23 protein-coding genes and 1 riboswitch are annotated in these 24,749 nt (G+C 59.4%); of the genes, 11 read left to right on the top strand and 12 right to left on the bottom strand.

Going from position 1 to position 24,749, the window contains the following annotated elements; translation table 11 throughout:
• Positions 1-174: 174 nt before the first annotated feature.
• The 4 genes from dbpA (at position 175) to GIR22_RS05065 (ending at position 5,723) form a co-directional block, all read left to right on the top strand.
• Positions 175-1,512, top strand: coding sequence for an ATP-dependent RNA helicase DbpA (dbpA, locus tag GIR22_RS05080; protein WP_246207833.1), 1,338 nt, complete (start codon positions 175-177; stop codon positions 1,510-1,512).
• Positions 1,513-1,591: 79 nt separating this feature from the next.
• Positions 1,592-2,770, top strand: a complete 1,179-nt coding sequence (locus GIR22_RS05075) for a BaiN/RdsA family NAD(P)/FAD-dependent oxidoreductase (protein WP_154742256.1) — start codon at positions 1,592-1,594, stop codon at positions 2,768-2,770.
• Between the two features lie 154 nt (positions 2,771-2,924).
• Positions 2,925-5,108 carry a YccS family putative transporter gene (gene yccS / locus GIR22_RS05070; protein WP_154742255.1) on the top strand — a complete coding sequence of 728 codons (2,184 nt, stop codon included), beginning with the start codon at positions 2,925-2,927 and terminating at the stop codon, positions 5,106-5,108.
• 156 nt (positions 5,109-5,264) lie between these two features.
• A complete protein-coding gene (locus GIR22_RS05065) occupies positions 5,265-5,723 on the top strand; it encodes a GNAT family N-acetyltransferase (protein WP_154742254.1) in 459 nt (152 codons plus the stop codon).
• Here GIR22_RS05065 and GIR22_RS05060 read toward each other — a convergent pair.
• Both GIR22_RS05060 and GIR22_RS05055 read right to left on the bottom strand, forming a co-directional pair.
• Positions 5,714-6,010, bottom strand: coding sequence for a winged helix-turn-helix domain-containing protein (locus tag GIR22_RS05060; protein ID WP_154742253.1), 297 nt, complete (start codon positions 6,008-6,010; stop codon positions 5,714-5,716). The two genes, GIR22_RS05065 and GIR22_RS05060, sit on opposite strands and share 10 nt — an antisense overlap.
• Before the next feature lie 19 nt (positions 6,011-6,029).
• Positions 6,030-6,536: a M48 metallopeptidase family protein gene (locus tag GIR22_RS05055; protein WP_154742252.1), complete on the bottom strand. Its 507-nt coding sequence runs from the start codon at positions 6,534-6,536 to the stop codon at positions 6,030-6,032.
• Between the two features lie 274 nt (positions 6,537-6,810).
• Between GIR22_RS05055 and alr the strand changes: the two genes are divergently transcribed.
• A complete protein-coding gene (gene alr, locus GIR22_RS05050) occupies positions 6,811-8,040 on the top strand; it encodes an alanine racemase (RefSeq protein ID WP_154742251.1) in 1,230 nt (409 codons plus the stop codon).
• Positions 8,041-8,106: 66 nt separating this feature from the next.
• Here alr and fba read toward each other — a convergent pair whose 3' ends face one another.
• From fba to tkt, 6 genes are all read right to left on the bottom strand, one after another.
• A complete protein-coding gene (fba, locus tag GIR22_RS05045; RefSeq protein ID WP_029297347.1) occupies positions 8,107-9,171 on the bottom strand; it encodes a class II fructose-bisphosphate aldolase in 1,065 nt (354 codons plus the stop codon).
• Positions 9,172-9,294: 123 nt separating this feature from the next.
• A complete protein-coding gene (locus tag GIR22_RS05040) occupies positions 9,295-9,630 on the bottom strand; it encodes an MliC family protein (RefSeq protein WP_154742250.1) in 336 nt (111 codons plus the stop codon).
• Positions 9,631-9,690: 60 nt separating this feature from the next.
• Positions 9,691-9,912 (bottom strand): hypothetical protein, encoded by a 222-nt coding sequence (locus GIR22_RS05035; RefSeq protein ID WP_154742249.1) that lies wholly within the window; start codon positions 9,910-9,912, stop codon positions 9,691-9,693.
• A gap of 29 nt (positions 9,913-9,941) precedes the next feature.
• A complete protein-coding gene (locus GIR22_RS05030) occupies positions 9,942-11,105 on the bottom strand; it encodes a phosphoglycerate kinase (protein ID WP_154742248.1) in 1,164 nt (387 codons plus the stop codon).
• 27 nt (positions 11,106-11,132) lie between these two features.
• Positions 11,133-12,188: an erythrose-4-phosphate dehydrogenase gene (gene epd / locus GIR22_RS05025; RefSeq protein ID WP_154742247.1), complete on the bottom strand. Its 1,056-nt coding sequence runs from the start codon at positions 12,186-12,188 to the stop codon at positions 11,133-11,135.
• Between the two features lie 183 nt (positions 12,189-12,371).
• Positions 12,372-14,369, bottom strand: a complete 1,998-nt coding sequence (tkt, locus tag GIR22_RS05020) for a transketolase (RefSeq protein WP_154742246.1) — start codon at positions 14,367-14,369, stop codon at positions 12,372-12,374.
• A 260-nt stretch (positions 14,370-14,629) separates the two neighbouring features.
• On the opposite strand from tkt, the gene GIR22_RS05015 reads away from it, so the two are divergent.
• The 4 genes from GIR22_RS05015 (at position 14,630) to GIR22_RS05000 (ending at position 19,139) form a co-directional block, all read left to right on the top strand.
• Positions 14,630-15,625, top strand: coding sequence for an ArsR/SmtB family transcription factor (locus GIR22_RS05015; RefSeq protein WP_154742245.1), 996 nt, complete (start codon positions 14,630-14,632; stop codon positions 15,623-15,625).
• A gap of 19 nt (positions 15,626-15,644) precedes the next feature.
• A complete protein-coding gene (gene metK, locus GIR22_RS05010; RefSeq protein WP_154742244.1) occupies positions 15,645-16,835 on the top strand; it encodes a methionine adenosyltransferase in 1,191 nt (396 codons plus the stop codon).
• A 155-nt stretch (positions 16,836-16,990) separates the two neighbouring features.
• Positions 16,991-18,664 carry an NAD-dependent DNA ligase LigB gene (ligB, locus tag GIR22_RS05005; RefSeq protein WP_178122096.1) on the top strand — a complete coding sequence of 558 codons (1,674 nt, stop codon included), beginning with the start codon at positions 16,991-16,993 and terminating at the stop codon, positions 18,662-18,664.
• Between the two features lie 79 nt (positions 18,665-18,743).
• Positions 18,744-19,139 carry a DUF1090 domain-containing protein gene (locus GIR22_RS05000; protein ID WP_154742243.1) on the top strand — a complete coding sequence of 132 codons (396 nt, stop codon included), beginning with the start codon at positions 18,744-18,746 and terminating at the stop codon, positions 19,137-19,139.
• Positions 19,140-19,151: 12 nt separating this feature from the next.
• Here the strand turns inward: GIR22_RS05000 and GIR22_RS04995 are convergent, their stop codons facing one another.
• Positions 19,152-19,601, bottom strand: coding sequence for a c-type cytochrome (locus tag GIR22_RS04995; RefSeq protein ID WP_154742242.1), 450 nt, complete (start codon positions 19,599-19,601; stop codon positions 19,152-19,154).
• A 130-nt stretch (positions 19,602-19,731) separates the two neighbouring features.
• Here GIR22_RS04995 and mltA point away from each other — a divergent pair, with 130 nt between their 5' ends.
• Positions 19,732-20,904 (top strand): murein transglycosylase A, encoded by a 1,173-nt coding sequence (gene mltA, locus GIR22_RS04990; protein WP_154742241.1) that lies wholly within the window; start codon positions 19,732-19,734, stop codon positions 20,902-20,904.
• 152 nt (positions 20,905-21,056) lie between these two features.
• Here the strand turns inward: mltA and GIR22_RS04985 are convergent, their stop codons facing one another.
• From GIR22_RS04985 to GIR22_RS04975, 3 genes are all read right to left on the bottom strand, one after another.
• Complete coding sequence (locus GIR22_RS04985; protein WP_154742240.1) at positions 21,057-21,443, bottom strand: MAPEG family protein; 387 nt, start codon at positions 21,441-21,443, stop codon at positions 21,057-21,059.
• Positions 21,444-21,474: 31 nt separating this feature from the next.
• A complete protein-coding gene (locus GIR22_RS04980) occupies positions 21,475-22,308 on the bottom strand; it encodes an EamA family transporter (RefSeq protein ID WP_178122091.1) in 834 nt (277 codons plus the stop codon).
• 226 nt (positions 22,309-22,534) lie between these two features.
• On the bottom strand, positions 22,535-22,939 hold the full coding sequence (locus tag GIR22_RS04975) for an acyl-CoA thioesterase (RefSeq protein WP_154742239.1): 405 nt from the start codon (positions 22,937-22,939) through the stop codon (positions 22,535-22,537).
• Between the two features lie 175 nt (positions 22,940-23,114).
• Positions 23,115-23,221, top strand: a riboswitch (S-adenosyl-L-homocysteine riboswitch).
• 21 nt (positions 23,222-23,242) lie between these two features.
• On the opposite strand from GIR22_RS04975, the gene ahcY reads away from it, so the two are divergent.
• Positions 23,243-24,652 carry an adenosylhomocysteinase gene (gene ahcY / locus GIR22_RS04970; protein WP_154742238.1) on the top strand — a complete coding sequence of 470 codons (1,410 nt, stop codon included), beginning with the start codon at positions 23,243-23,245 and terminating at the stop codon, positions 24,650-24,652.
• Positions 24,653-24,749 lie beyond the last annotated feature (97 nt).

The following is a 24,749-nucleotide window of genomic DNA, read 5'->3' as shown; positions in this document are numbered from 1 at the left end:
GCAGCGGCAAGCGGCAAGCTTGAAACTCAAAGCGGCCCCCACCCACCTACTCCTCGTCTAGAACTTGCAGGGAAATCCGCTGGGGGCTGCTACACTGCGCGACATTTTGTTTTGCAGGCCAGTCCCGTGACCACCATTGCCACCGCTTTTAATACTTTGCCGCTGTCCGCCGCCATGCTGGCTAACCTGGACGCCCTTGGTTATACCCAGATGACGCAGATCCAGGCGCAAAGCTTGCCGGTGATCCTCAAGGGGCTGGACCTGATCGCCCAGGCCAAGACCGGCAGCGGCAAGACGGCGGCCTTTGGCATCGGCCTGCTGAACCCGATCAACCCGCGCTACTTCGGCTGCCAGGCCCTGGTAATGTGCCCAACCCGCGAGCTGGCCGATCAGGTGGCGAAGGAAATCCGTCGCCTGGCCCGCGCCGAAGACAATATCAAGGTGCTGACCCTGTGTGGCGGCGTCTCCCTCGGGCCGCAAATCGCCTCGCTCGAGCACGGCGCGCACATCATCGTCGGCACCCCGGGTCGCATCCAGCAACACTTGCGTAAGGGCTCGCTGGTCCTCGACGGTTTGAACACACTGATCCTCGACGAAGCCGACCGCATGCTCGACATGGGTTTCTACGACGCCATCGAAGACATCATCAGCAAGACCCCGCCGCGCCGCCAGACCCTGCTGTTCTCGGCCACCTACCCGGTGAGCATCAAGCAACTGGCGTCCAAGTTCATGCGCGCGCCGCAGCAAGTGAAGGCTGAAGCTTTCCACTCCGATGAGCAGATCGAGCAGCGTTTCTACGAGATTTCCCCGGAAGAACGCATGGACGCCGTGACCAAGGTCCTGGCCCATTTCCGCCCGGCCTCGTGCGTGGCATTCTGCTTCACCAAGCAACAAGTACAGGAAACCGTCGACCACCTGACCTCCAAGGGCATTTCTGCCGTCGGCCTGCATGGCGACCTGGAACAGCGCGACCGTGACCAGGTGCTGGCAATGTTCGCCAACCGCAGCACTTCGGTACTGGTAGCCACTGACGTTGCCGCCCGTGGCCTGGACATTGATGCACTGGACATGGTGATTAACGTCGAACTGGCCCGCGACTCGGAAATTCACATTCACCGTGTCGGCCGTACCGGTCGTGCCGGCGAGACCGGCATCGCTATCAGCCTGGTGGCCCCCTCCGAAGCCCATCGCGCCCAAGCCATCGAGCAATTGCAGAAATCGCCGCTGAACTGGGACCAACTGGACAACCTCAAGCCTCAGAGCGGTGGCCCGCTGCTGCCGGTCATGAGCACCCTGTGCATTGCTGCTGGCCGCAAAGACAAGGTTCGCCCCGGCGACATCCTTGGCGCTCTGACCGGTGAAGCCGGAATTCCAGGCGCTCAGGTCGGCAAGATCGCAATCTTTGACTTCCAGGCCTATGTGGCGGTGGAACGCGGGATCGCCAAGCAGGCGTTGCAGCGTTTGAACGACGGCAAGATCAAAGGCCGCTCGTTGCGCGTGCGCATTCTCTGACCTGATCGGACGCAGAGCGTCCAAGGCGGCGTTCCCACGCAGAGCGTGGGAACGATCTGATGACTGTGAGGACACTGTTTTGCGCTCGACCGAAGTTGTGATCATTGGCGCTGGCGCCGCAGGCTTGATGTGCGCGCTGACCGCTGCCGAACGTGGGCGCAAGGTAATGCTGCTCGACCACGCGAACAAGGCCGGCAAGAAGATCCTGATGTCCGGTGGTGGTCGCTGCAACTTCACCAACATGTACACCGAGCCTGCCAACTTTCTCTCCCATAACGCACATTTCTGCAAGTCCGCCCTGGCCCGTTATACCCAGTGGGATTTCATCGGGCTGGTGGCCAAGCACGGCGTGCCATACCACGAGAAGAAACTCGGCCAACTGTTCTGTGATAACAAGTCCAGCGATATCCTCGGCATACTGCTGGACGAATGCATCCAGACCGGCGTGAGCCTGCACCTGGATACCTCGATCCAAGAGATTGCCAAGCTTGAGGCCGGTTATCAGTTGCAGACCACCCTGGGCGAGTTGCGCTGTGAATCCTTGGTGATTGCCACCGGCGGGCTGTCGATACCGACACTCGGCGCCACCGGTTTCGGCTACCAGGTAGCCAGGCAGTTCGGCCATGAACTGCTGCCCACCCGTGCAGGGCTTGTGCCGTTTACCATCACCGACCAGCTCAAGGAGCTGTGCGGCGAACTGTCCGGTACGTCGGTGGACTGCCTGGTGAGCTGCAACGACCAGAGTTTTCGCGAGAACATCCTGTTTACCCACCGCGGCCTGAGCGGGCCGGCGATTTTGCAGATTTCCTCCTATTGGGAGTCAGGCGACACTGTGGAAATCAACCTGCTGCCCGACCACGACGCCCACGCCTGGCTGCAGCAGCAACAAGCCGAACGCCCCAACAGCGAGTTGAAGACCCTGCTGGGTGAGATCTTCACCAAGAAAATGGCCAACCTGTTGGCAGAAACCTGGTTCGTGTCCAAGCCGATGAAGCAGTACACCCATGCTGAGTTGGCAGACATCGCCAATAAGCTGGGGAGCTGGCAGTTGGTGCCGGCGGGAACCGAAGGCTATCGCACGGCGGAAGTGACCCTGGGGGGCGTGGACACGCGAGAAGTGTCGTCCAAGACGATGGAATCGCTGAAAAGCCCTGGGCTGTATTTCATCGGCGAAGTGCTGGATGTGACCGGGCATCTGGGCGGGTTCAACTTCCAGTGGGCTTGGGCATCCGCCTACGCCGCCGCGCAATACGCCTGAGGGTGCTTGAACTCAAGCCCTGCGCCAACAGCGGCATTCCACGCAAAACGTGGGGACGATCGGTAAAATTTGCTCATTGATGTGATCACCAGGCTTGCCGTGGCGTCATTACTGGCTCAATTTAGCGTCATCGTCCCGGAAGACACCAGACTTCATGTCATCGACCTCGTTCAAGCAGTCCATGCGGCGCCTTTGGGCACTGGATAAGTTCAGTTACAGCGTACGGGTATTCATCGCCCTCACCGGCAGCATGGCGTTGTGTTGGTATCAGGATGAAATGACACTGCTGATCCCGCTGTTCCTGGGGATTATCGCCAGTGCCCTGGCCGAGACCGATGACAGTTGGCAAGGCCGCCTGAACGCCCTGGCGGTCACGCTGGTATGTTTCAGTATTGCCGCGCTGTCGGTGGAGTTGCTGTTTCCCTATCCGTGGATTTTCGCCATTGCCCTGGCGCTGGCCAGTTTCGGCCTGACCATGCTCGGAGCCTTGGGCGAGCGCTATGGTGCGATTGCCTCGGCGACACTGATTCTCTCTGTGTACACCATGATCGGCGTGGACCAGCGCGGTGGAGCGGTCACCGACTTCTGGCACGAACCGTTGCTGCTGGTGGCCGGCGCCGCTTGGTATGGTGCTCTCTCGGTGTTGTGGCAGGTGCTGTTTTCCAACCAGCCGGTGCAACAGAGCCTGGCGCGTTTGTTTCGCGAACTGGGGCGTTACCTCAAGCTCAAGTCATCATTATTCGAACCGATCCGTCAACTGGATGTAGAAGCGCGACGCCTGGAATTGGCCCAGCAAAATGGACGGGTAGTGGCAGCCTTGAACGCCGCCAAGGAAATCATTCTGCACCGGGTTGGTAATGGCCGGCCGGGGTCCAAGGTCAGTCGTTACCTCAAGCTGTACTTCTTGGCCCAGGACATCCACGAACGCGCCAGCTCCTCTCACTACCCTTACAACGCCCTGGCCGAAGCCTTCTTCCACAGCGACGTGCTGTTCCGCTGTCAACGCCTGCTGCGCCAGCAAGGCAAAGCCTGCCAGGTCCTCGCCGAGTCGATCCAGTTGCGCCAGCCCTTCGTTTATGACGACAGTTTCGCCGAAGCCCTGGGCGATCTGAACGCCTCCCTGGAACACCTGCGCATCCAAAGCAACCCCGCCTGGCGCGGCCTGCTGCGCTCGCTGCGGGCCCTGGCGGCCAACCTGTCGACACTGGACCACCTGCTCAGCGATGCCAGCAACCCCGACCGACTGGCAGACGCCACCGACAGCAATTTGCTGGACCGCTCGCCGCGCAACGTCAAAGAGATGTGGACGCGCCTGCGCACGCAACTGACGCCAACATCCCTGCTGTTCCGCCACGCCCTGCGCCTGTCCCTGGCGCTGAGCATCGGTTATTACATGGTGCATTTGATTCACCCATCCCAGGGCTACTGGATCATCCTGACCACCCTGTTCGTCTGCCAACCCAACTACGGCGCGACCCGGCGCAAACTGGGCCAGCGGATCATTGGCACCGCCATCGGCCTGACCGTGGCCTGGGCACTGTTCGACCTGTTCCCAAACCCACTGGTGCAATCAATGTTCGCCATCGCCGCCGGCCTGGTGTTCTTTATCAATCGCACCACCCGCTACACCCTGGCGACCGCGGCTATCACCTTGATGGTGCTGTTCTGCTTCAACCAGGTGGGCGATGGCTACGGACTGTTCCTGCCACGGCTGTTCGATACCCTACTGGGCAGTCTGATCGCCGGGTTGGCGGTGTTCCTGTTCTTGCCGGATTGGCAGGGCCGACGCCTGAACAAAGTGCTGGCCAATACCCTGACCTGCAACAGCATCTACCTGCGACAAATCATGCAACAGTACGCCGCAGGCAAAAGCGACGACCTGGCTTACCGCCTGGCTCGACGCAACGCTCACAACGCCGACGCCGCGCTGTCCACCACCCTGGCCAATATGCTGATGGAGCCAGGGCATTTCCGAAAGGAGGCTGATGTGGGCTTCCGCTTCCTGGTGCTGTCCCACACCTTGCTCAGCTACCTGTCGGGGTTGGGCGCCCACCGTGAAACCCAATTGCCGGCCGAAGTGCGCGAACATCTGATTGAAGGTGCCGGTCGCACCCTGGCGGTGAGCATCGACGAAATCGCCGCAGGGCTGGCGAATAAAACGCCAATCGCCATCCAAAGTGATGCTGAAGAAGCGTTGGCGGTTGAACTGGAACAGATGCCCGATGAGACCGATGAGGCGCAGCGGCTGGTGCAGACGCAGTTGGCGTTGATTTGTCGGCAGTTGGGACCGTTGCGCACACTGGCTGCGTACCTGATCAAAGATACCAGCGCGGCGTAAATCGCTATCGCGGCATGCTCAAAGTCCTGGCAGGTGGCCTGACCTTGGAGCGCACCGAACGCTGGGAAATTGCCGATAGGTACAAAAACAAGGAACTTAGACAGTTGCCTCACTCACGCTTACTATTCAGACCAGACATTTAAGCGAGAGAGCACTATGACAGTCGATTGGCTCTGCAAACATCACAATGACCTGGGCAAGGAACAGCTGTACGCCATACTGCGCCTGCGCTCAGAGGTCTTCGTTGTCGAACAGAAGTGCGCTTATCAAGACATCGACGATCAGGACCTGGCGGGTGATACCCAGCACCTGATGGGCTGGCAGAATGATCAGTTGGTTGCCTATCTACGCCTGCTGGATCCGGATTCCCAGGGCGGTGATGTGGTGATTGGCCGGGTCATCGTCGCGCCGGTGGCACGGGGCACTGGGCTGGGCCATCAGATGATGGAAGAAACCCTCAAGCAGATAGACGATCTCTGGCCTGAAACTCCGATCTTTCTGTCAGCCCAAGCTCACTTGCAGAAGTATTACGAGCGATACGGATTTGTGGTGGCTGGAAAGGAATACCTGGAAGATGGTATTCCCCATACCGGTATGCGTCGGGCTCAAGGGTAGCCCAGCACCTGCTTGATCTGCCTCAGGTTGCCTTCGATCCAGCGCCGATCGATCGCGCCCCAACTACGAATCCGATAGCGCCCGGCATGATTGCGGGCGCCATCCTCCTGCTCAAACTCACAGACGATATCCAGGTCCGCCAACGCCGCAAGGGTGTCCTGGGCCGTGCGTCGAGGCATACCGGTGGCTTCGGTCAGTGCTGGAACGCTGCTGGCCAGTTGGCTGTCAATCAGGTACGCCACATACAGGCGGCGGTAGAAACTGCTTTTGGTCTTGCTGACTTCCATGCTCGCTGTCCTCTTTCGTTTATTCCCGCGTCTTGCCCTGCAAATCCCGATACGTCAGGTACACCCGCAGGTCGAACTCCACCTGGTGGTAGCCCGGCAGCATATGTTCGCAGAGTTTGTAGAACGCCTTGTTGTGGTCCGATTCCTTGAAGTGCGCCAACTCGTGCACAACGATCATCCGCAAAAACTGCGGCGCCGCACCCTTGAACAGAGATGCGATGCGAATCTCTTTTTTCGATTTGAGATTGCCACCCTGGACCCGCGAGATAGTGGTGTGCAGGCCCAGGGCGCGATGGGTCAGGTCCAACCGGTTGTCGAACAGCACCTTGTCGATGGCCGGCGCGTTGCGCAGATGCTCCTGCTTCAAGGCCAGGGCGTAACTGTACAGCGCCTTGTCACTCTGCACGTCATGGCGCTCTGGGTAGCGCTGGTTCAGGTAGGCGCCCAACTGATCCTTGGCGATCAATTGACGGATCTGGTCCTGCAAGGCAGTGGGGTAGGCCTGAAGGTATTTCAGTGCGGTCATTGGCTCGGCGACAGAAGACTTGGAGGGCGCCAGTGTAACGAATTCAGCGAGACGCGGTGTGCAGGGCAACAGTGGCGACAGTAAAGGAGGCGCAAAGGCGACTTTTGCCAAGCTGGCCATTGATCACCAATAAGGCTGATTCGCTTCAGCGAGGCATCCCACGACGCTTTAGGACAGAACCGCGACGCAGGGTCTCGACTTTCCTGTAGGACAATCTGAGTATGGCGCCGCGCGCACGCGCCACACCTATAAGAAAGTCACGGAGACCCACCCAATGCCCTTCCCGCGTACCCTGCTCGCCCTCTCTCTGGGCATGGTTTTGTTGCACAACCCGGCCTTCGCCGCCCCACCGTTGTCCATGAGCGATGGGGTAGCCCAGGTCAATATCCAGGACAGCAATGCCTGGGTCGAAATCAACAAACTCGCCTTCGAACACAACATCCGCACCTTGCAAGCGACCCTCGCGGATAAATCGAAAATCTGCGCCGTACTCAAGGCCGATGCCTACGGCCACGGCATCGGCTTGCTGATGCCTTCGGTAATCAAGCTGGGCGTGCCCTGCGTCGGCATTGCCAGCAACGAAGAAGCCCGCGTGGTTCGCCAAAGCGGCTTCAAGGGCCAACTGATCCGCGTGCGCACCGCCGCCTTGAGCGAGCTCGAAGCGGCGCTGGCGTATAACGTAGAAGAATTGGTGGGCAACCTCGACTTTGCCGTACGCGCCAGCCTGATCGCCGAAAATCACGGCCGTCCGTTGGTGGTCCATCTGGGCCTGAACTCCAGCGGCATGAGCCGCAACGGCGTGGAAATGACCACAGCCAAGGGCCGTCGCGATGCCGTGGCCATCACCAAAGTGCCGAACCTCGAAGTGAAGGCAATCATGACCCACTTCGCCGTCGAAGACGCCGCCGACGTGCGCACCGGCCTCAAGGCCTTCAACCAACAAGCCAACTGGTTGATCAACGTCGCCCAACTGGACCGCAACAAAATCACCCTGCACGCCGCCAACTCCTTCGCCACCTTGGAAGTACCCGAGTCGCGCCTGGACATGGTTCGCCCTGGCGGCCTGCTGTTCGGTGACACCGTACCCTCGTTCACCGAATACAAGCGGGTGATGCAGTTCAAATCCCACGTAGCATCGGTCAACATCTATCCGAAGGGTAATACCGTCGGTTACGACCGCACCTATACCCTGGCGCGAGACTCAAGACTGGCGAACGTCACCGTGGGCTATTCCGATGGTTATCGTCGGGCATTTACCAACAAGGGCATTGTGCTGATCAACGGGCATCGGGTGCCGGTGGTGGGCAAGGTGTCGATGAATACCTTGATGGTCGATGTTACCGATGTACCAACCGTGAAAAGCGGAGATGAGGTGGTGTTATTCGGCAGCCAGGGGAATGCGCAGATTGCCCAAGCGGAAGTAGAGGACATCAACGGCGCGTTGTTGGCGGATTTGTACACGGTGTGGGGCAACTCCAACCCGAAGGTATTGGTGGACAAATAGAGAACAGCTGAATCATGACCACAAAAAAACCCGCATCACTGCGGGTTTTTTCTAAACACCTGAGACTTAGTTGACCTTGGCGTTCAACTCACCTTTCAGGTAACGCTGGTACATGGCTTCCAGGGAGACCGGCTTGATCTTCGAAGCATTACCGGCTGTACCAAACGCTTCATAACGCGCGATACACACATCACGCATCGCGGTAACGGTGGCACCGAAGAATTTACGCGGGTCAAATTCGCTCGGGTTGGTGGCCATCAGGCGACGCATCGCACCGGTGGACGCCAGGCGCAGGTCGGTGTCGATGTTGACCTTACGCACGCCGTGCTTGATGCCTTCAACGATTTCCTCAACCGGCACACCGTAGGTTTCCTTGATGTCGCCGCCGTACTGGTTGATGATCGCCAGCCACTCTTGCGGAACCGAGGAAGAGCCGTGCATCACCAGGTGAGTGTTGGGGATGCGCTTGTGGATTTCCTTGATCCGGTCGATGGCCAACACGTCGCCAGTAGGTGGCTTGGTGAACTTGTAGGCGCCGTGGCTGGTGCCGATGGCAATAGCCAGGGCGTCGACCTGAGTGCGCTTGACGAAGTCGGCGGCTTCTTCCGGATCAGTCAGCATCTGGCTGTGATCCAGCACACCTTCGGCACCGATGCCGTCTTCTTCACCAGCCATGCCGGTTTCCAGCGAACCCAGGCAGCCCAGCTCACCCTCTACCGATACGCCGCAGGCGTGGGCCAGGGCCACGGTTTGTTGAGTAACACGCACGTTGTAGTCGTAGTCGGTCGGAGTCTTGCCGTCTTCGCCCAGGGAGCCATCCATCATTACCGAGGAAAAACCCAGTTGGATGGAGCGCTGGCAGACGTCAGGGCTGGTGCCGTGGTCCTGGTGCATGCACACCGGGATATGCGGGAACTCTTCAATGGCCGCGAGGATCAAGTGACGCAGGAACGGAGCACCGGCGTATTTGCGGGCGCCGGCCGAAGCCTGGACGATCACTGGGGAGTCGGTCTTGTCAGCGGCTTCCATGATGGCGCGCATCTGCTCAAGGTTGTTGACGTTAAAGGCTGGAACGCCGTAGCCGAACTCGGCTGCGTGGTCCAGCATTTGACGCATGCTGATAAGTGCCATTGTGTGTCTCTCCCGGTCGAGGGTCGTTAATCGTGCAAGCCTGCCGTAGCGGCGGCTGCTATTCAAGTTATTGAGGGTCAGGGTTTCACACCCTGCCCTGCTGAATCGTTATTGCTGTCAGGTTTACGGTGCCTTGCAGCCCCGCCCGATCAAATCGTCGGTGGCAACCCAGTAAACCAGGCCTTCCTCACCCTTTGTGTGAAACGCCAACTGGTCGTTGCTGTACAGCACGCCCGAGGCGGCAGGTTCCTGCTTGAGACGATAGAGCTTATCCGAGCCGCCCAAGCGTACATCCACCTGGCTGCGGCTGGCATCGGCAAACCGCCAGAACACCTTTGCCTGGCTGTCGCAGGCCCAGGCAGTCCATGTGTCTTGCGGTTCTGCCTGGTTGCTGAACATGTTCAGGTTGCTGCAGCCGGCCAATAGAGCCAAGGCTGCCAGGGCGATAACGCCTTTCATTGCCAATCCTCGAACGGCGGCCTGGCGCCGCCACTGCTGTCGGTTAATCAGTCAGACCCGTCAAGGGCAACCCTGTTCCTTACCTTTGGGCGGGGAGTCGTACTTTTCCAGCCTGTCCGGCCCGATGCGCTTGCTGATCACCGGCATCGTCTCCGCTTGCCAGTCCGCTTGATAGCAGCTCTTGTCCGGCGCTGCCTGTTCTGCCTCGTGCGTTGCTTTGGATGCACTGCCGCAGCCGGCCAGCAGGCCCGCCACAATTACCAGTGCCAACGACTTGCCCATGGGAATGCTCCTTTTCCTGATCGCAAGCCTTAGCCTTTGGCCCGGCCTTCCAGAACTTCCACCGCAGGCAGCACTTTGCCTTCGACAAATTCGAGGAACGCGCCACCACCGGTAGAAATATAGGAGATCTGGTCAGCCACACCATATTTATCGATGGCCGCCAGGGTGTCGCCGCCGCCGGCGATGGAGAATGCCGAGCTTTCAGCGATGGCGTGAGCCAGCACTTTGGTGCCGTTGCCAAACTGCTCGAACTCAAATACGCCCACTGGACCGTTCCACAGAATGGTCCGGGAGGACTTCAACAACTCAGCGAAGTTGGCTGCCGTTTGCGGGCCGATATCCAGGATCATATCGTCCGCCGCAACGTCAGCGACCAGCTTGACCGTGGCTTCGGCGCTTTCAGCGAACTCCTTGGCCACCACCACATCCACCGGCAGCGGTACGCTGACCTTGGCGGCGATGGCGCGAGCCGTGTCCAGCAGATCCGGCTCGTACAGGGATTTGCCAACCGGGTGACCAGCCGCCGCCAGGAAGGTATTGGCAATGCCGCCGCCAACGATCAGTTGGTTACAGATCTGGCTCAGGCTGTTGAGCACGTCCAGCTTGGTCGACACCTTCGAGCCGGCCACGATCGCCGCCATCGGCTGGGCCGGTGCGCCCAGGGCCTTGCCCAGTGCGTCCAGTTCAGCGGCCAGCAATGGACCCGCAGCAGCAACCTTGGCGAACTTGGCCACGCCATGGGTCGAACCTTCGGCGCGGTGAGCAGTGCCGAAGGCGTCCATCACGAACACATCACACAGGGCCGCATATTGCTGGGCCAATTCGTCGCTGTTGTTTTTCTCGCCCTTGTTGAAGCGCACGTTTTCGAACAGCACGATGTCGCCGGCCTTTACGTCAACGCCGCCCAGATAATCAGCTACCAACGGCACTTCACGGCCCAAGGCTTTGCTCAGGTAATCGGCTACCGGCTTGAGGCTGTTTTCGACGCAGAACTCACCTTCGGTCGGACGCCCCAGGTGGGAGCAGACCATCACGGCCGCGCCTTTTTCCAGGGCCAGCTTGATGGTCGGCAGCGAGGCCAGGATTCGCGCATCGCTGGTGACAACACCGTCCTTGAGTGGGACGTTGAGGTCTTCGCGAATCAGTACGCGCTTTCCTTGCAGATCGAGGTCGGTCATCTTCAACACGGTCATGGGTCGCAATTCCTGAGTTTCTGTCAATTAGAGAGCAGGTTTTGGTGAGGCTGTTTGCAGATAGTGCTCTGCAACGTCCAGCATTCGGTTGGCAAACCCCCATTCGTTGTCGAACCAGGCCAGGATGTTCACCAGCCGTGGGCCGGAAACGCGAGTCTGGCTGGCGTCGACGATGGCCGAATGCGGGTCATGGTTGAAATCACAACTGGCGTGAGGCAACTCGGTGTAGGCCAGAAGCCCCTTGAGCGGGCCGCTGGTGGCGGCTTCGCGCAGGATCCGGTTGACCTCGCCGGCGTCGGTGTCGCTGACAGTCTGCATCGTGATATCCAGGCACGACACGTTCACCGTCGGCACCCGCACTGCTTTGGCCTGGATTCGCCCGGCAAGTTCCGGCAACAAGCGCTCGATGCCACGGGCCAGCCCGGTAGACACCGGAATCACAGACTGAAACGCCGAGCGTGTGCGGCGCAGGTCTTCATGATGGTAGGCATCAATCACCGGTTGGTCATTCATCGCCGAGTGAATGGTGGTGATCGACACGTACTCAAGACCAATGGCCTGGTCCAACAAGCGCAACAACGGTACGCCGCAGTTGGTGGTGCAGGACGCATTGGACACCAGCAACTCCGCACCTGTCAGGCAATCCTGGTTGACGCCGTAGACGATGGTGGCGTCGACGTCCGCCTCGCTGGCCATCGGCTGGGAAAACAGCACACGCGGCGCGCCGGCGTCGATGAAACGCTGGCCATCGGCACGGGTGTTATAGGCACCGGAGCATTCCAACACCAGGTCGACGCCCAGCGCCGCCCAGTCGATGCCCTCGGGCGTGGCGCTGCGCAAGACCTGCACGCAGTCGCCATTGATATTCAGACAATCGTCCTCGATTCGCACTTCGCCGGGGAACCGGCCGTGGGTGGAGTCAAAGCGTGTCAGGTATTCGATGCTGGCCAGGTCCGCCAGATCGTTGATTGCAACAATTTCAAACCCGGCAGCCGGCCCTCGCTCGAACAGCGCACGCAAGACACAACGACCAATGCGGCCGTAGCCATTGAGTGCAACTTTGTAGGGACGCGGTTGAGGCATGGGGTTCTCACATTATGGGCGACACAAACCATTGCAGGAGTGAGGGGACGCCTGGTGCTTGCTCGCGAAGAACTCAAGAGCGCCGCGTTAAACCAGAAACGCTGCGTTATCGTTGACGATCTTCGCGAGCAAGCTCGCTCCTACAGTGGGTGCGGCAACCAAATGGCCACCGCGCTCAGGCTGTTAGTCTTCCAGCAGCTCTTCAGCCTGACCCAGGATGTTTTCCAGGGTGAAGCCGAATTCTTCGAACAACGCTGGCGCCGGCGCCGACTCACCGTAGGTGGTCATACCGATGACGCGGCCCTCCAGGCCCACATACTTGTACCAGTAGTCGGCGTGAGCCGCTTCGATGGCGATACGAGCGCTGACCTGCAACGGCAGGACCGCTTGCTTATAGCCCGCATCCTGGGCTTCGAAGACGCTGGTGCAAGGCATGGAAACCACACGCACATTACGACCTTGCTCGGTCAGCTTGTCGTAGGCCTGAACCGCCAGGCCTACTTCGGAACCGGTGGAGATCAGGATCAACTCCGGCTCGCCAATGCAGTCCTTGAGCACGTAGCCACCACGGCTGATGCCTTCGATCTGAGCGGCGTCGCGGGTTTGATGCTGCAGGTTCTGACGAGAGAAGATCAGCGCCGAAGGGCCATCCTTACGCTCGATGGCGTGCTTCCAGGCCACGGCCGACTCGACCGCGTCCGATGGACGCCAGGTATCCAGGTTCGGCGTGGTGCGCAGGCTGGTCAGTTGTTCGATCGGCTGGTGAGTCGGGCCGTCTTCGCCCAGGCCGATGGAGTCGTGGGTGTAGACATAGATCACACGCTTCTTCATCAGCGCCGACATACGTACGGCGTTGCGAGCGTACTCCATGAACATCAGGAAGGTTGCGCCGTAAGGCACCAGGCCGCCGTGCAGGGCCACACCGTTCATGATGGCGCTCATGCCGAACTCGCGCACGCCGTAGTACATGTAGTTGCCGCTGGCATCTTCAGCCGAGACACCTTTGCAACCTTTCCACAGGGTCAGGTTGGAACCGGCCAGGTCAGCCGAGCCGCCGAGGAACTCCGGCAGCAGCGGGCCGAAAGCGTTCAGGGTGTTCTGGCTGGCTTTACGGCTGGCAATGGTTTCGCCCTTGGCAGCCACTTCGGCGATGTAGGCCGAGGCTTTTTCAGCGAAGTCTGCAGGCAGGTCACCGGCCAGGCGACGGACCAGTTCGTTGCCCAACTCAGGGAATTCGGCGCTGTAGGCGGCGAAACGCTGATCCCACTCGGCTTCGGCAGCCTGGCCGGCTTCCTTGGCGTCCCACTCGGCGTAGATATCGGCCGGGATTTCGAACGGGCCGTGGCTCCACTTCAGCGCTTCACGGGTCAGGGCGATTTCCGCGTCACCCAATGGGGCGCCGTGGCAGTCTTCCTTGCCTTGCTTGTTCGGCGAGCCGAAACCGATGGTGGTCTTGCAGCAGATCAGGGTCGGCTGCTCGCTCTTGCGAGCAGTCTCGATGGCGGTCTTGATCTCTTCAGGATCGTGGCCGTCGACGTTGCGGATCACCTGCCAGTTGTAGGCTTCGAAACGCTTTGGTGTGTCATCGGTGAACCAGCCTTCGACTTCGCCGTCGATGGAGATCCCGTTGTCATCGTAGAAGGCAATCAGCTTGCCCAGGCCCAAGGTACCGGCCAAGGAACTGACTTCGTGGGAAATGCCTTCCATCATGCAGCCATCACCCAGGAATACGTAGGTGTGGTGGTCGACAATGTCGTGGCCAGGGCGATTGAACTGCGCCGCCAGGACTTTTTCAGCCAGGGCGAAACCCACAGCGTTGGCCAGGCCTTGACCCAGGGGACCGGTGGTGGTCTCGACGCCTGGGGTATAACCGAGTTCCGGGTGGCCCGGGGTACGGCTGTGGAGTTGGCGGAAGTTTTTAAGGTCGTCGATCGACAGGTCGTAGCCGGTCAGGTGCAACAACGAGTAGATCAGCATCGAACCGTGGCCGTTGGACAAGATGAAGCGGTCACGGTCGGCGAACGATGGGTTGCTCGGGTTGTGTTTCAGGTAATCACGCCAAAGTACCTCGGCGATATCCGCCATGCCCATCGGGGCACCGGGATGGCCGCTGTTGGCTTTTTGCACGGCATCCATGCTGAGGGCACGAATGGCGTTGGCACGCTCACGACGGCTGGGCATCGCTGATCTCCTGGGGGTTGAATAAGAGAAACCGAAAAAAGGATCGGCATTTTCCCTCAGCCACGGCCCTCGGGGCAATGACAGATAGTCACTTGAGGGTGTTTTTCCTGCCTATTGGCCCGCAATCCCATGGAGAAACCTTTCACCCCCTCACCTAAAGGTCATAGCGCCTGCTTATAACTACCGATTATCGTCCAATATCAAAACTTTTTGATATTGGCCTTGCGAGGACTCCCCCCCATCACTAGACTGCTGGCCTTATGAACTTACGCGCGCCCTCCCTTCGTCCCGACGACTGCGATGAGCTGGCGGCCTTGTGCAAGGCCGGCGGCGACCCGTTGCGATTGACTGTATTGCGTGCACTGACCAACGACTCATTCGGCGTGCTGGAGCTGGCACAGATCTTTGCCATCGGCCAGTCCGGCATGAGCCATCATCTCAAGGTACTGGCCCAAGCCGACCTGGTAGCCACGCGTCGTGAAGGCAATGCCATTTTTTATCGTCGCGCCCTGCCCCACACCGAACAACCGGGTGGCAAGCTGCATGCCGCCCTTTTGGAAGAAGTGGACAGCCTGACCCTGCCGACGGACGTGCAATCCCGGATCAGCCAAGTCCACGGGCAACGCGCAGCGGCCAGCCAGGACTTCTTCTCACGGGTGGCAGAAAAGTTTCGCGCCCAACAAGATTTGATCGCCGGATTAGCGCAGTACCGCGAAAGCGTGCTGGCACTTTTGGACAAGCTGAGCTTCAGTGCAGAAGCGACAGCCTTGGAAATCGGCCCTGGCGACGGCGGTTTCCTGCCGGAACTGGCGCGCCGCTTTCATCAGGTTACGGCGCTGGACAACAGCCCGGCAATGCTGGAATTGGCCCGTCAGCTGTGCGAGCGCGAGGCGTTACACAATGTCAGCCTGCAACTGGCCGATGCCTTGAATGAAACCAGCCTGCGGGCCGATTGTGTGGTGCTGAACATGGTACTGCACCATTTCGCCGCACCAGCCGATGCCCTCAAGCAGATGGCCAGTTTGCTGCAACCAGGCGGCAGCCTGTTAGTCACAGATTTATGCAGCCACAACCAGAGTTGGGCCAGGGAGGCCTGCGGTGATCTCTGGCTGGGTTTTGAACAGGACGACCTGGCCCGCTGGGCCACCGCTGCGGGACTCGTTCCCGGGGAAAGTCTCTATATAGGCTTACGTAATGGTTTCCAGATCCAGGTCCGCCACTTTCAGCGGCCGACTGGCGACACTCACCATCGGTAAATATCAGGAAAACATCGAGATGAGCGAATACTCCCTTTTCACCTCCGAGTCCGTGTCTGAAGGGCATCCGGACAAAATCGCCGACCAGATTTCTGATGCGGTGCTGGACGCCATCATTACCGAAGACAAGTTCGCCCGCGTGGCGTGCGAGACGCTGGTGAAAACTGGCGTGGCCATCATCGCTGGCGAAGTCACCACTTCGGCCTGGGTCGACCTGGAAGACATCGTTCGCAAGGTGATCCTCGATATCGGCTACGACAGCTCCGCCGTTGGTTTCGATGGCGCGACCTGCGCGGTGATGAACATCATCGGCAAGCAGTCGGTGGACATCGCCCAAGGCGTCGACCGCAGCAAACCGGAAGACCAGGGCGCCGGCGACCAGGGCCTGATGTTTGGCTACGCCAGCAACGAAACCGACGTGCTGATGCCAGCACCGATCACGTTCGCCCACCAACTGGTCAAGCGCCAGGCCGAAGCGCGCAAGTCCGGCCAGTTGCCGTGGCTGCGTCCAGACGCCAAGTCCCAGGTCACTTGCCGTTATGAAGACGGCAAAGTGGTGGGTATCGATGCCATCGTATTGTCGACCCAGCACAACCCGGAAGTCTCCTACAAAGACCTGCGCGAAGGCGTGATGGAACTGATCGTCAAGCACGTGCTGCCTGCCGAGCTGCTGACCAAGGACACCCAGTTCCACATCAACCCTACCGGCAACTTCATCATCGGTGGCCCGGTAGGCGACTGCGGCCTGACCGGTCGCAAAATCATCGTCGACAGCTACGGCGGCATGGCTCGTCACGGCGGTGGTGCGTTCTCCGGCAAGGACCCATCCAAGGTTGACCGCTCCGCCGCCTACGCCGGTCGTTACGTGGCCAAGAACATCGTCGCCGCTGGCCTGGCCGAGCGCTGCGAGATTCAGGTGTCCTACGCCATTGGTGTGGCGCAGCCTACGTCGATCTCGCTGAACACCTTCGGCACCGGCAAAATCAGCGATGACAAGATCATCAAGTTGGTGCGTGAAGTGTTCGACCTGCGGCCGTATGCGATCACTGCCATGCTCGACCTGCTGCACCCGATGTACCAGGAAACCGCGGCCTACGGCCATTTCGGCCGGACCCCTGAACAGAAGACTGTCGGCGACGACACGTTCACCACGTTCACCTGGGAAAAAACCGACCGCGCCAATGACCTGCGTACTGCGGCCGGCCTGTAATCGCTGCGGGTGATATCCGCAGCCCTGGGCGGTCCATTCAGGTAGATAGAAACACCCGGTAAAAAGCCCTGCAATCGCGGGGCTTTTTTATGCTTGGGAAGATGCTTTAGGCTGGGCAACCTTTCAGAGCAAGGATGCTCATGATGAAGTCCCGTATGCGTCTGCTGGCCGGCCTGCTAATCAGCTTTTTTCCTCTCGCCTCGTGGGCTCGGGATTGTCCTGGCTGGACAACTGAGCATGCCGGGACGCAGATCAGCGCACTGCAACAGCAAATCACTCTCTGGGATGACAGCTACCACCGCCTCGGCCAGTCTCTGATCGGCGATGAGCTTTACGACCAGGCCCGGCAGCAACTGTCCCTGTGGCGCAGCTGTTTTGCCCTGCCCACGCCCACCTCAGACAACCCGCTGGTCAGCTCACGAGGCACGCTGGCCCATCCCACACCTCACACTGGGCTGGAAAAGCTGCTGGATGAGCGCGCTGCCGGCGCCTGGATAGCTAGTCGCGAGGACGTGTGGATTCAACCCAAGGTCGACGGAGTCGCAGTGACCCTGGTCTATCGCCAGGGCCAACTGGCCCAGGTCGTCAGTCGTGGGGATGGCAATCTGGGGCAAGACTGGTCGGCGTCTGCCCGCAAGATTCCCGGCATCGTGCAACAACTGCCACAGCCCATCGACCTGCAACTACAAGGCGAACTCTATTGGCACCTGAGCGATCATGTGCAGGCGGTGCAAGGCAGCCGCAATGCCCGCAGCAAAATTGCCGGGCTGATGAACCGTCAACAGTTGAGCGACACCGACGCTGCCGGGATTGGCCTGTTTGTCTGGGCTTGGCCCCAAGGCCCCGCGAACCTTAAAGAACAGCTCGATACCCTGACGCAATGGGGCTTTACCAATAGCCAGCGCTACAGCCAGCCGATCAAGAACATCACCGAGGCTGGACACTGGCGCACCTACTGGCACACCCATCCACTGCCCTTCGCCAGCGACGGCGTAGTACTGCACCAGAGCCAGCGCGCGCCGGCCAATCGCTGGCAGGCCAGCGCGCCTTATTGGTCAGTGGCCTGGAAGTATCCCGTGGTCAAGGCCCTGGCCACAGTGCGCAAGGTGTATTTCAACATTGGCCGTACCGGGCGCATCACACCGATCCTGGAACTTACGCCAGTGCTGCTGGATGACCGCCAGATCAGGCGTGTCAGCGTCGGCTCCCTGAAGCGCTGGCAGACGCTGGATATCCGCCCTGGCGACCAGGTATCCATCAGTCTCGCCGGCCAGATCATCCCGCGACTTGACCAGGTGGTCTTGCGCAGTCAGCCACGGGTCGAAGTCCAGGTCCCGGCGGCCGAGGACTTCCACCCCTTGAGTTGCTGGCGCTTGAGCCCCGGCTGCGAAGAACAACTGCTGGCCCGCCTGACCTGGATGAGTGGGAGCCAGGGACTGGCGCTGCCCCATATTGGCCGCGAAACCTGGAATACTCTGATTCAGTCCGGCCGAATCACCGGCCTGCTCGATTGGTTGACCCTTGATGAGGCAGAGCTTGCTAACATTGATGGCTTCGGCGAACGCAACAGTGCTCGCCTGCTCGACAGCCTGCGCAGCGCCCGGCAACGTCCGTTCGTACAATGGCTGAAGGCCTTGGGGGTACCATCCACGGCTCGCAACAACGTGCAAGGCGGCTGGCAAGTCCTGGCCGCCAGAGACACTCAAGCCTGGCAGGTCGAAGCAGGAATCGGCCCGGGACGCGCGGCGCTACTCAGCGCTTTTTTTCGCGACCCGCAAGTCCAAGCCTTGGGTGAAATACTACGAGCTACCGGGATAGACGGTTTTTAATCCTTCCCGGCAGCATTCAACAGTGCCGGCAGAATTCATCCCGCCCACTTGATTACGCCTTGTTCACCTTGGAGTCTTTATGAAATTTCTTGCACCTTTCGCCCTGCTGACCCTCGCAAGTTTCATGGCCACGCCATCGCTGGCGGCCGAAGAGGCCCCACAACTCACTGGCTGCGCCGCCAAACGCCAGGCCATCAGTACCCAGATCGAACAAGCCAAGGCCCACGGCAACAGCGCCCAACAAGCTGGCCTGGAGAAAGCCCTGGGCGAAGTCACCGCCCATTGCACCGACGCCTCCCTGAAAAAGGAACGGGAAAACAAGGTGCTCGACGCCAAGCACGAAGTCAGCCGTCGTCAGGCCGACCTCGACAAGGCGATGAAAAAAGCTGACTCGGAAAAAATCAACAAACGCAAAGACAAGCTCGCCCAATCACGCAAAGAGCTGCAGGAAGCCCTGGACGAATTGGACAAGTAAGTCCTATCCAGATCAATGATCACGAAACTGTTTATGGCAAGCCGTGCAGGCATCTTCGACTTTTTGCACGGCAGGCCCCAGGTTGCCGGCCTTATAGGGCTGGACCTGGCTGGCGATCACCAGTTCACCGGTGGCCGTCTCAAGGTTTCGGGCCATCTCCTGAAAACGGGCCTGTTTCTGCCAGACATCATCCTTGGCGCTGGTATGGTCTTCTTCACGCACGCTCGGAAAATGCTTCCACGGTTCATGGGACAAGGCGTCAAGCTTGACCGCACCTTCGGCAAATTTTGCTCCGTCAAAGGGGATGCGCCCTCGCAGCATGCCACCCAGGTTTTCACTGTTATTGAGCATCTGCTTGAAAATCGCCTTGCGCTGACCCAATGGCGAGTTCGGGTCAACACCACCGCAGGCAGACAGCGTCAGGCAGGCCAGCAATACAACAGTCAGTCTTTTAAGAGTCATGGTGGCTATCAGGTCACGGGAAACGGCGGCCAGTATCCTCGTCCCATCCACAAAGACCAATAGCCCTATTAATAATACGGGTTGCTCGAACCTTGATCGGCTCGAGGCAATCGTCTCAGGAATAGTTTTCATGAATGTCACGCTTAAACCCTGGAGCCGCCGCCTGGCGTGGGCTCTGCCGATGATGGCGCTGCTTGCCGGCTGCGATACCGGCAAGCACGAGAAAGACCAGCCGCACGCGATTGCAACGTATGTCAGCGCAACCTGGGAAGCCTTGCCGGCCGTCTCGGATAACGATTTGCAAGCCGGCTTCGAGTCCTGGCGCAGCGCCTGCCAACGCCTCAAGAACGATCCAGTATGGGGTGCAACCTGCGCAGCAGCGGCCAATGTGCCCGCAACGTCCGTGGCCATTCGCGGCTTCCTCAAGGAACACCTGGATGTCTATGGCTTACGCTCGGCAGACAACAGCCCCAATGGGCTGATCACCGGCTACTACGAGCCGGTTTACCCTGGCAGCCTCACTGAAACAGCCATCGCCCATGTGCCGGTTTTCGGTGTGCCGGATGACCTGATCATCGTCAACCTGGAAAGCATCTACCCGGAACTCAAGGGCAAACGCCTGCGCGGACGACTGGAAGGTCGAGTGCTCAAGCCCTATGACGATGCCAGCACCCTCAACCAGCAAGGCTCGACCGCCCAGCCTATCGCCTGGCTGACCGACCCGATGAACCTGCAGTTCCTGCAAATCCAGGGTTCGGGTCGTATTCAACTGGAAGACGGCCGCCAGTTGCGCATCGGTTATGGCGATCAGAATGGCTTTCCCTACCGCCCCATTGGCCGCTGGCTGGTGGAACAAGGCGAGTTGAAGAAAGAAGACGTGACCATGGGCTCCATCAGTGCCTGGGCCAAGGCTCATCCCCAGCGGATTCCCGAACTGCTGGCAAGCAACCCCAGCTATGTGTTCTTCAGTGCCCGCCCCGACAGCAACGAAGGCCCTCGCGGCTCGCTGAACGTACCACTGACCGCTGGCTACAGCGTTGCGGTGGACCGCAAGGTGATTCCGTTGGGCAGCCTGCTGTGGTTGTCGACGACCCGACCGGATGGCACGCCGATCGCTCGCCCCGTGGCCGCGCAGGATACCGGTGGCGCGATTACTGGCGAGGTGCGAGCCGATCTGTTTTGGGGGACCGGCGATGCGGCGGGCGAGTTGGCTGGCAATATGAAGCAGCAGGGTCAAATCTGGATGCTGTGGCCTAAAGGCGCGGCGCTGCCGAAAGTACCGGATGCGCCTGCGGGAAGCTGAAGATTGATCGTTCCCACACTGGGAACGATCCCTATTTCACGGGCCCCACTCGTTCCCATGCTCCGCGTGGGAATGCCTCCTGGGACGCTCCGCGTCCCGCTATGCGCGCACGCCTCATGCCTTGCGCAAGATGTGACGCTCTGGAGTGCCCTCTAGATCGACACAAAAAAGAAACTCGCAATCAGCGCCATCCCCACAAACCACACCAACGAACGCAACATTGCCCAGTCCGCCAGGTAGCAAATGATGTAAAGCAACCGACTGGTGATAAACAGCACCGCCAGCACGTTGATAGTCACCAGCGACGCATTACCGGCTATATGGGCAATGACTACCGCCGCCGCAAACGCCGGCGTCACTTCAAAGCTGTTGAGTTGTGCACTGTGGGCCCGCTTGGCAAACCCTTCAAGGGTCTCCAGGAAAGCCCGGGGGTCATGGTTTTGTCGAGGCCCGAACTTACCGCCGCTGAACTTGGCTACGCCTATGCACAGGTAAGGCAGAAAAATTGCAATCAACACACACCAGAAAGCGACTGTCATAACCCATTCCTTTTTTAGTTTTATCCAGCAGTTAGAGTTTCATCACGAACATACCGATCAGCACCAACCCACAGGCTATGAGCCGTGGCCGGCCGAAAGGTTCTTTCAGGTATCGCATGCCGAACAGCACCACCAGGATCACACTGACTTCCCGCAGCGCGGCGGCTTCGGCGATCGAGCCCAACTGCATCGCCCAGAGCACCAGAGCGTAGCTCAACAATACACACAACCCGACACTCAGCCCCAGCCGCCACTGCGTACGCCAGAACAGGCTGAACGCCGCCCGCTTGCGTACCACTGCCAGTAACGGGAACGGCCAGGCGCTGGCCAATGTCAGCCACACCAGGTAATCCAGCGGGTGCGGCCACCGCCGCAGGGCTTGACCGTCGAGAAAGGTGTAGCAGCCAATGCACAGACCGATCAATGCCACCACCGGCAACATCGACCAGGGCAACCGTTCCCCCCCACCGCCCTGCCACAACAGGCATAGCATGCCAAACGGGATCAGCAGGATGCCAAGAATCTGCTGGGTACTGAGCACCTCCCCTGCAAACACAAAGGTCAGCGTCAACACCACCAACGGTGACAACCCACGCATCAGCGGATACACCAACCCCAGGTCGCCCACCCGGTAGGCCTGGATCAACAGGTAGCGGTAGAGCAATTCGAACAGCGCCGAAGCGATAATCCATGGCCAGATTTCCAGCGGCGGCAACGATACAAACCCTACCGCCAGCAACACAAACAGCAAGGCTACGCTGTCCATGCAAGCAATCACCAACAGGCGCTCGCCACTGAATTTAATCAAGGTGTTCCACGTCGCATGCAACAGCGCCGCTACTAATACCAAAGCCGTTGCAACCACAGGCCACTCCTAGGGAGAGCAAACAGAATTGATTCGCCAGTAGCTGCTTATACTAAAATCGACCACGCCGCACATTAGCTGCGTACAGGCCAACACCTATGAACATGATATTCCTGAACCCTGGAGGAGCCTGTAACTACGACACGCAGGGTTCAGGGCTGTTCAATGACCGGGACTAAACCGGCAGACACCAGGCCTTGGCCATTTCTATGCGGGTGGAACTGGCTTATTCGCTGAGACCGTCTTCCGTGAACTGATCCTTCACATATTTGATTTCAGTGCGGCCATGTGGGGCGGGCAAGCCGTCTTCCCCGAGGTTGACGAAGACCATTTTTTCCACAGTCAGGATGCTCTTGCGGGTGATCTTGTTGCGCACTTCACAGGTCAGCGTGATGGAAGTGCGGCCGAACTCGGTGGCGGTGATGCCTAACTCGATAATGTCGCCCTGGCGCGAAGCACTGACAAAGTTGATTTCGGAGATGTACTTGGTCACCACGCGCTGATTGCCCAGCTGGACAATGGCGTAGATGGCCGCTTCTTCATCAATCCAGCGCAGCAGGCTGCCACCGAACAGAGTGCCGTTGGGGTTGAGGTCTTCGGGTTTTACCCATTTGCGGGTGTGGAAGTTCATGGGGGCGAGGCTCCGAGGTGTTTGGGCGAAAGACTTACTGCACCCAGCTTCAAGTTTTAAGCGACAAGCTGCAAGTTAAAAGCCGACCTGCTCTTACTTGCAGCTTGCCACTTGCCGCTCAAAGAAAGCTATAATCGCCACCGTTTCAAAACGGCTAATGCCGTTCTCCCGCCACCTGTCCGAGGGGCGCTGCAGCAGGCTCGACCTGTCAGGCTCGGATGGGGCGTTGTCCGGCCTGGTTGCCCTGGCCTGATACTAAACGCACAACGGCGCCCATTCGCACACTACGAATGGAGGCTCTTCATGAGCGCTGTTATCACGCCTGCAGATTTTAACGACTACAAAGTCGCCGACATGTCCCTCGCTGCCTGGGGCCGTCGCGAAACCTTCATCGCCGAATCCGAAATGCCAGCCCTGATGGGTTTGCGCCGCAAGTACGCAACTGAGCAGCCGCTCAAGGGCGCGAAGATTCTCGGCTGTATCCACATGACCATCCAGACTGCCGTGCTGATCGAAACCCTGGTTGCCCTGGGTGCCGAAGTGCGTTGGTCGTCCTGCAACATCTTCTCGACTCAAGACCAGGCCGCTGCCGCTATCGCCGCTGCCGGTATCCCAGTATTCGCCTGGAAAGGCGAGACTGAAGAAGAGTACGAGTGGTGCCTGGAGCAAACCATCCTCAAGGATGGCGCGCCTTGGGATGCCAACATGATCCTCGACGACGGCGGCGACCTGACCGAGTTGCTGCACAAGAAGTACCCACAGATCCTCGACCGCGTCCACGGCGTGACCGAAGAGACCACTACCGGCGTACACCGCCTGCTGGACATGCTGGCCAAGGGCGAGCTGAAAATCCCGGCCATCAACGTCAACGACTCGGTGACCAAGAGCAAAAACGACAACAAGTACGGCTGCCGCCATAGCCTGAACGATGCCATCAAGCGTGGCACCGACCACCTGTTGTCTGGCAAGCAAGCGCTGGTGATCGGCTACGGTGACGTGGGCAAGGGTTCGTCTCAGTCCCTGCGCCAGGAAGGCATGATCGTCAAGGTTTCCGAAGTCGACCCGATCTGCGCCATGCAAGCCTGCATGGACGGTTTCGAAGTGGTTTCGCCGTTCATCAACGGCCAGAACGACGGCACCGAAGCGAGCATCGACAAGGCACTGCTGGGCAAGATCGACCTGATCGTGACTACGACCGGTAACGTCAATGTCTGCGATGCCAACATGCTCAAGGCCCTGAAAAAGCGCGCTGTGGTATGCAACATTGGTCACTTCGACAATGAAATCGACACCGCTTTCATGCGCAAGAACTGGGCATGGGAAGAAGTGAAGCCGCAAGTGCACAAGATTCACCGCACCGGCGCCGGTAGCTTCGACCCACAGAACGACGACTACCTGATCCTGTTGGCCGAAGGCCGCCTGGTGAACCTGGGCAACGCCACCGGTCACCCAAGCCGCATCATGGATGGCTCGTTCGCCAACCAGGTACTGGCGCAGATTCTCCTGTTTGGCCAGAAGTACGCCGACCTGTCGCCAGCCCAGAAAGCCGAGCGCCTGACCGTGGAAGTACTGCCGAAGAAACTCGACGAAGAAGTGGCCCTGGAAATGGTCCGCGGCTTCGGTGGCGTGGTGACTCAACTGACCAAGACCCAGGCCGACTACATCGGCGTGACAGTTGAAGGTCCGTTCAAGCCGCACGCCTACCGCTACTAAGTAACCGGCGTTTCCTGCTCTTCCTGTAGGAGCGAGCTTGCTCACGAAAAACCCAAGGGCACCGCGTGTAACCTGATTACACGCGTTATCGTTGACG

The sequence above is a fragment of the Pseudomonas karstica genome (genome assembly GCF_009707515.1).
GTDB classification, from domain to species: Bacteria; Pseudomonadota; Gammaproteobacteria; order Pseudomonadales; family Pseudomonadaceae; genus Aquipseudomonas; species Aquipseudomonas karstica.
This window is presented reverse-complemented; position numbering and strand designations above follow the sequence as displayed.

Bases quoted from the DNA above. Each gene is read 5' to 3' on its own strand.
- GIR22_RS05035 (WP_154742249.1), bottom strand. From the start codon at position 9,912: ATGGGCAAGTCGTTGGCACTGGTAATTGTGGCGGGCCTGCTGGCCGGC.
- GIR22_RS04985 (WP_154742240.1), bottom strand. From the start codon at position 21,443: ATGACAGTCGCTTTCTGGTGTGTGTTGATTGCAATTTTTCTGCCTTAC.
- tkt (WP_154742246.1), bottom strand. From the start codon at position 14,369: ATGCCCAGCCGTCGTGAGCGTGCCAACGCCATTCGTGCCCTCAGCATG.
- dbpA (WP_246207833.1), top strand. From the start codon at position 175: ATGCTGGCTAACCTGGACGCCCTTGGTTATACCCAGATGACGCAGATC.
- fba (WP_029297347.1), bottom strand. From the start codon at position 9,171: ATGGCACTTATCAGCATGCGTCAAATGCTGGACCACGCAGCCGAGTTC.
- GIR22_RS05065 (WP_154742254.1), top strand. From the start codon at position 5,265: ATGACAGTCGATTGGCTCTGCAAACATCACAATGACCTGGGCAAGGAA.
- GIR22_RS05060 (WP_154742253.1), bottom strand. From the start codon at position 6,010: ATGGAAGTCAGCAAGACCAAAAGCAGTTTCTACCGCCGCCTGTATGTG.
- GIR22_RS05055 (WP_154742252.1), bottom strand. From the start codon at position 6,536: ATGACCGCACTGAAATACCTTCAGGCCTACCCCACTGCCTTGCAGGAC.
- GIR22_RS05015 (WP_154742245.1), top strand. From the start codon at position 14,630: ATGAACTTACGCGCGCCCTCCCTTCGTCCCGACGACTGCGATGAGCTG.
- GIR22_RS04995 (WP_154742242.1), bottom strand. From the start codon at position 19,601: ATGACTCTTAAAAGACTGACTGTTGTATTGCTGGCCTGCCTGACGCTG.
- GIR22_RS05030 (WP_154742248.1), bottom strand. From the start codon at position 11,105: ATGACCGTGTTGAAGATGACCGACCTCGATCTGCAAGGAAAGCGCGTA.
- epd (WP_154742247.1), bottom strand. From the start codon at position 12,188: ATGCCTCAACCGCGTCCCTACAAAGTTGCACTCAATGGCTACGGCCGC.
- yccS (WP_154742255.1), top strand. From the start codon at position 2,925: ATGTCATCGACCTCGTTCAAGCAGTCCATGCGGCGCCTTTGGGCACTG.
- alr (WP_154742251.1), top strand. From the start codon at position 6,811: ATGCCCTTCCCGCGTACCCTGCTCGCCCTCTCTCTGGGCATGGTTTTG.
- mltA (WP_154742241.1), top strand. From the start codon at position 19,732: ATGAATGTCACGCTTAAACCCTGGAGCCGCCGCCTGGCGTGGGCTCTG.
- GIR22_RS04975 (WP_154742239.1), bottom strand. From the start codon at position 22,939: ATGAACTTCCACACCCGCAAATGGGTAAAACCCGAAGACCTCAACCCC.
- GIR22_RS05040 (WP_154742250.1), bottom strand. From the start codon at position 9,630: ATGAAAGGCGTTATCGCCCTGGCAGCCTTGGCTCTATTGGCCGGCTGC.
- ahcY (WP_154742238.1), top strand. From the start codon at position 23,243: ATGAGCGCTGTTATCACGCCTGCAGATTTTAACGACTACAAAGTCGCC.
- metK (WP_154742244.1), top strand. From the start codon at position 15,645: ATGAGCGAATACTCCCTTTTCACCTCCGAGTCCGTGTCTGAAGGGCAT.
- ligB (WP_178122096.1), top strand. From the start codon at position 16,991: ATGCGTCTGCTGGCCGGCCTGCTAATCAGCTTTTTTCCTCTCGCCTCG.
- GIR22_RS05000 (WP_154742243.1), top strand. From the start codon at position 18,744: ATGAAATTTCTTGCACCTTTCGCCCTGCTGACCCTCGCAAGTTTCATG.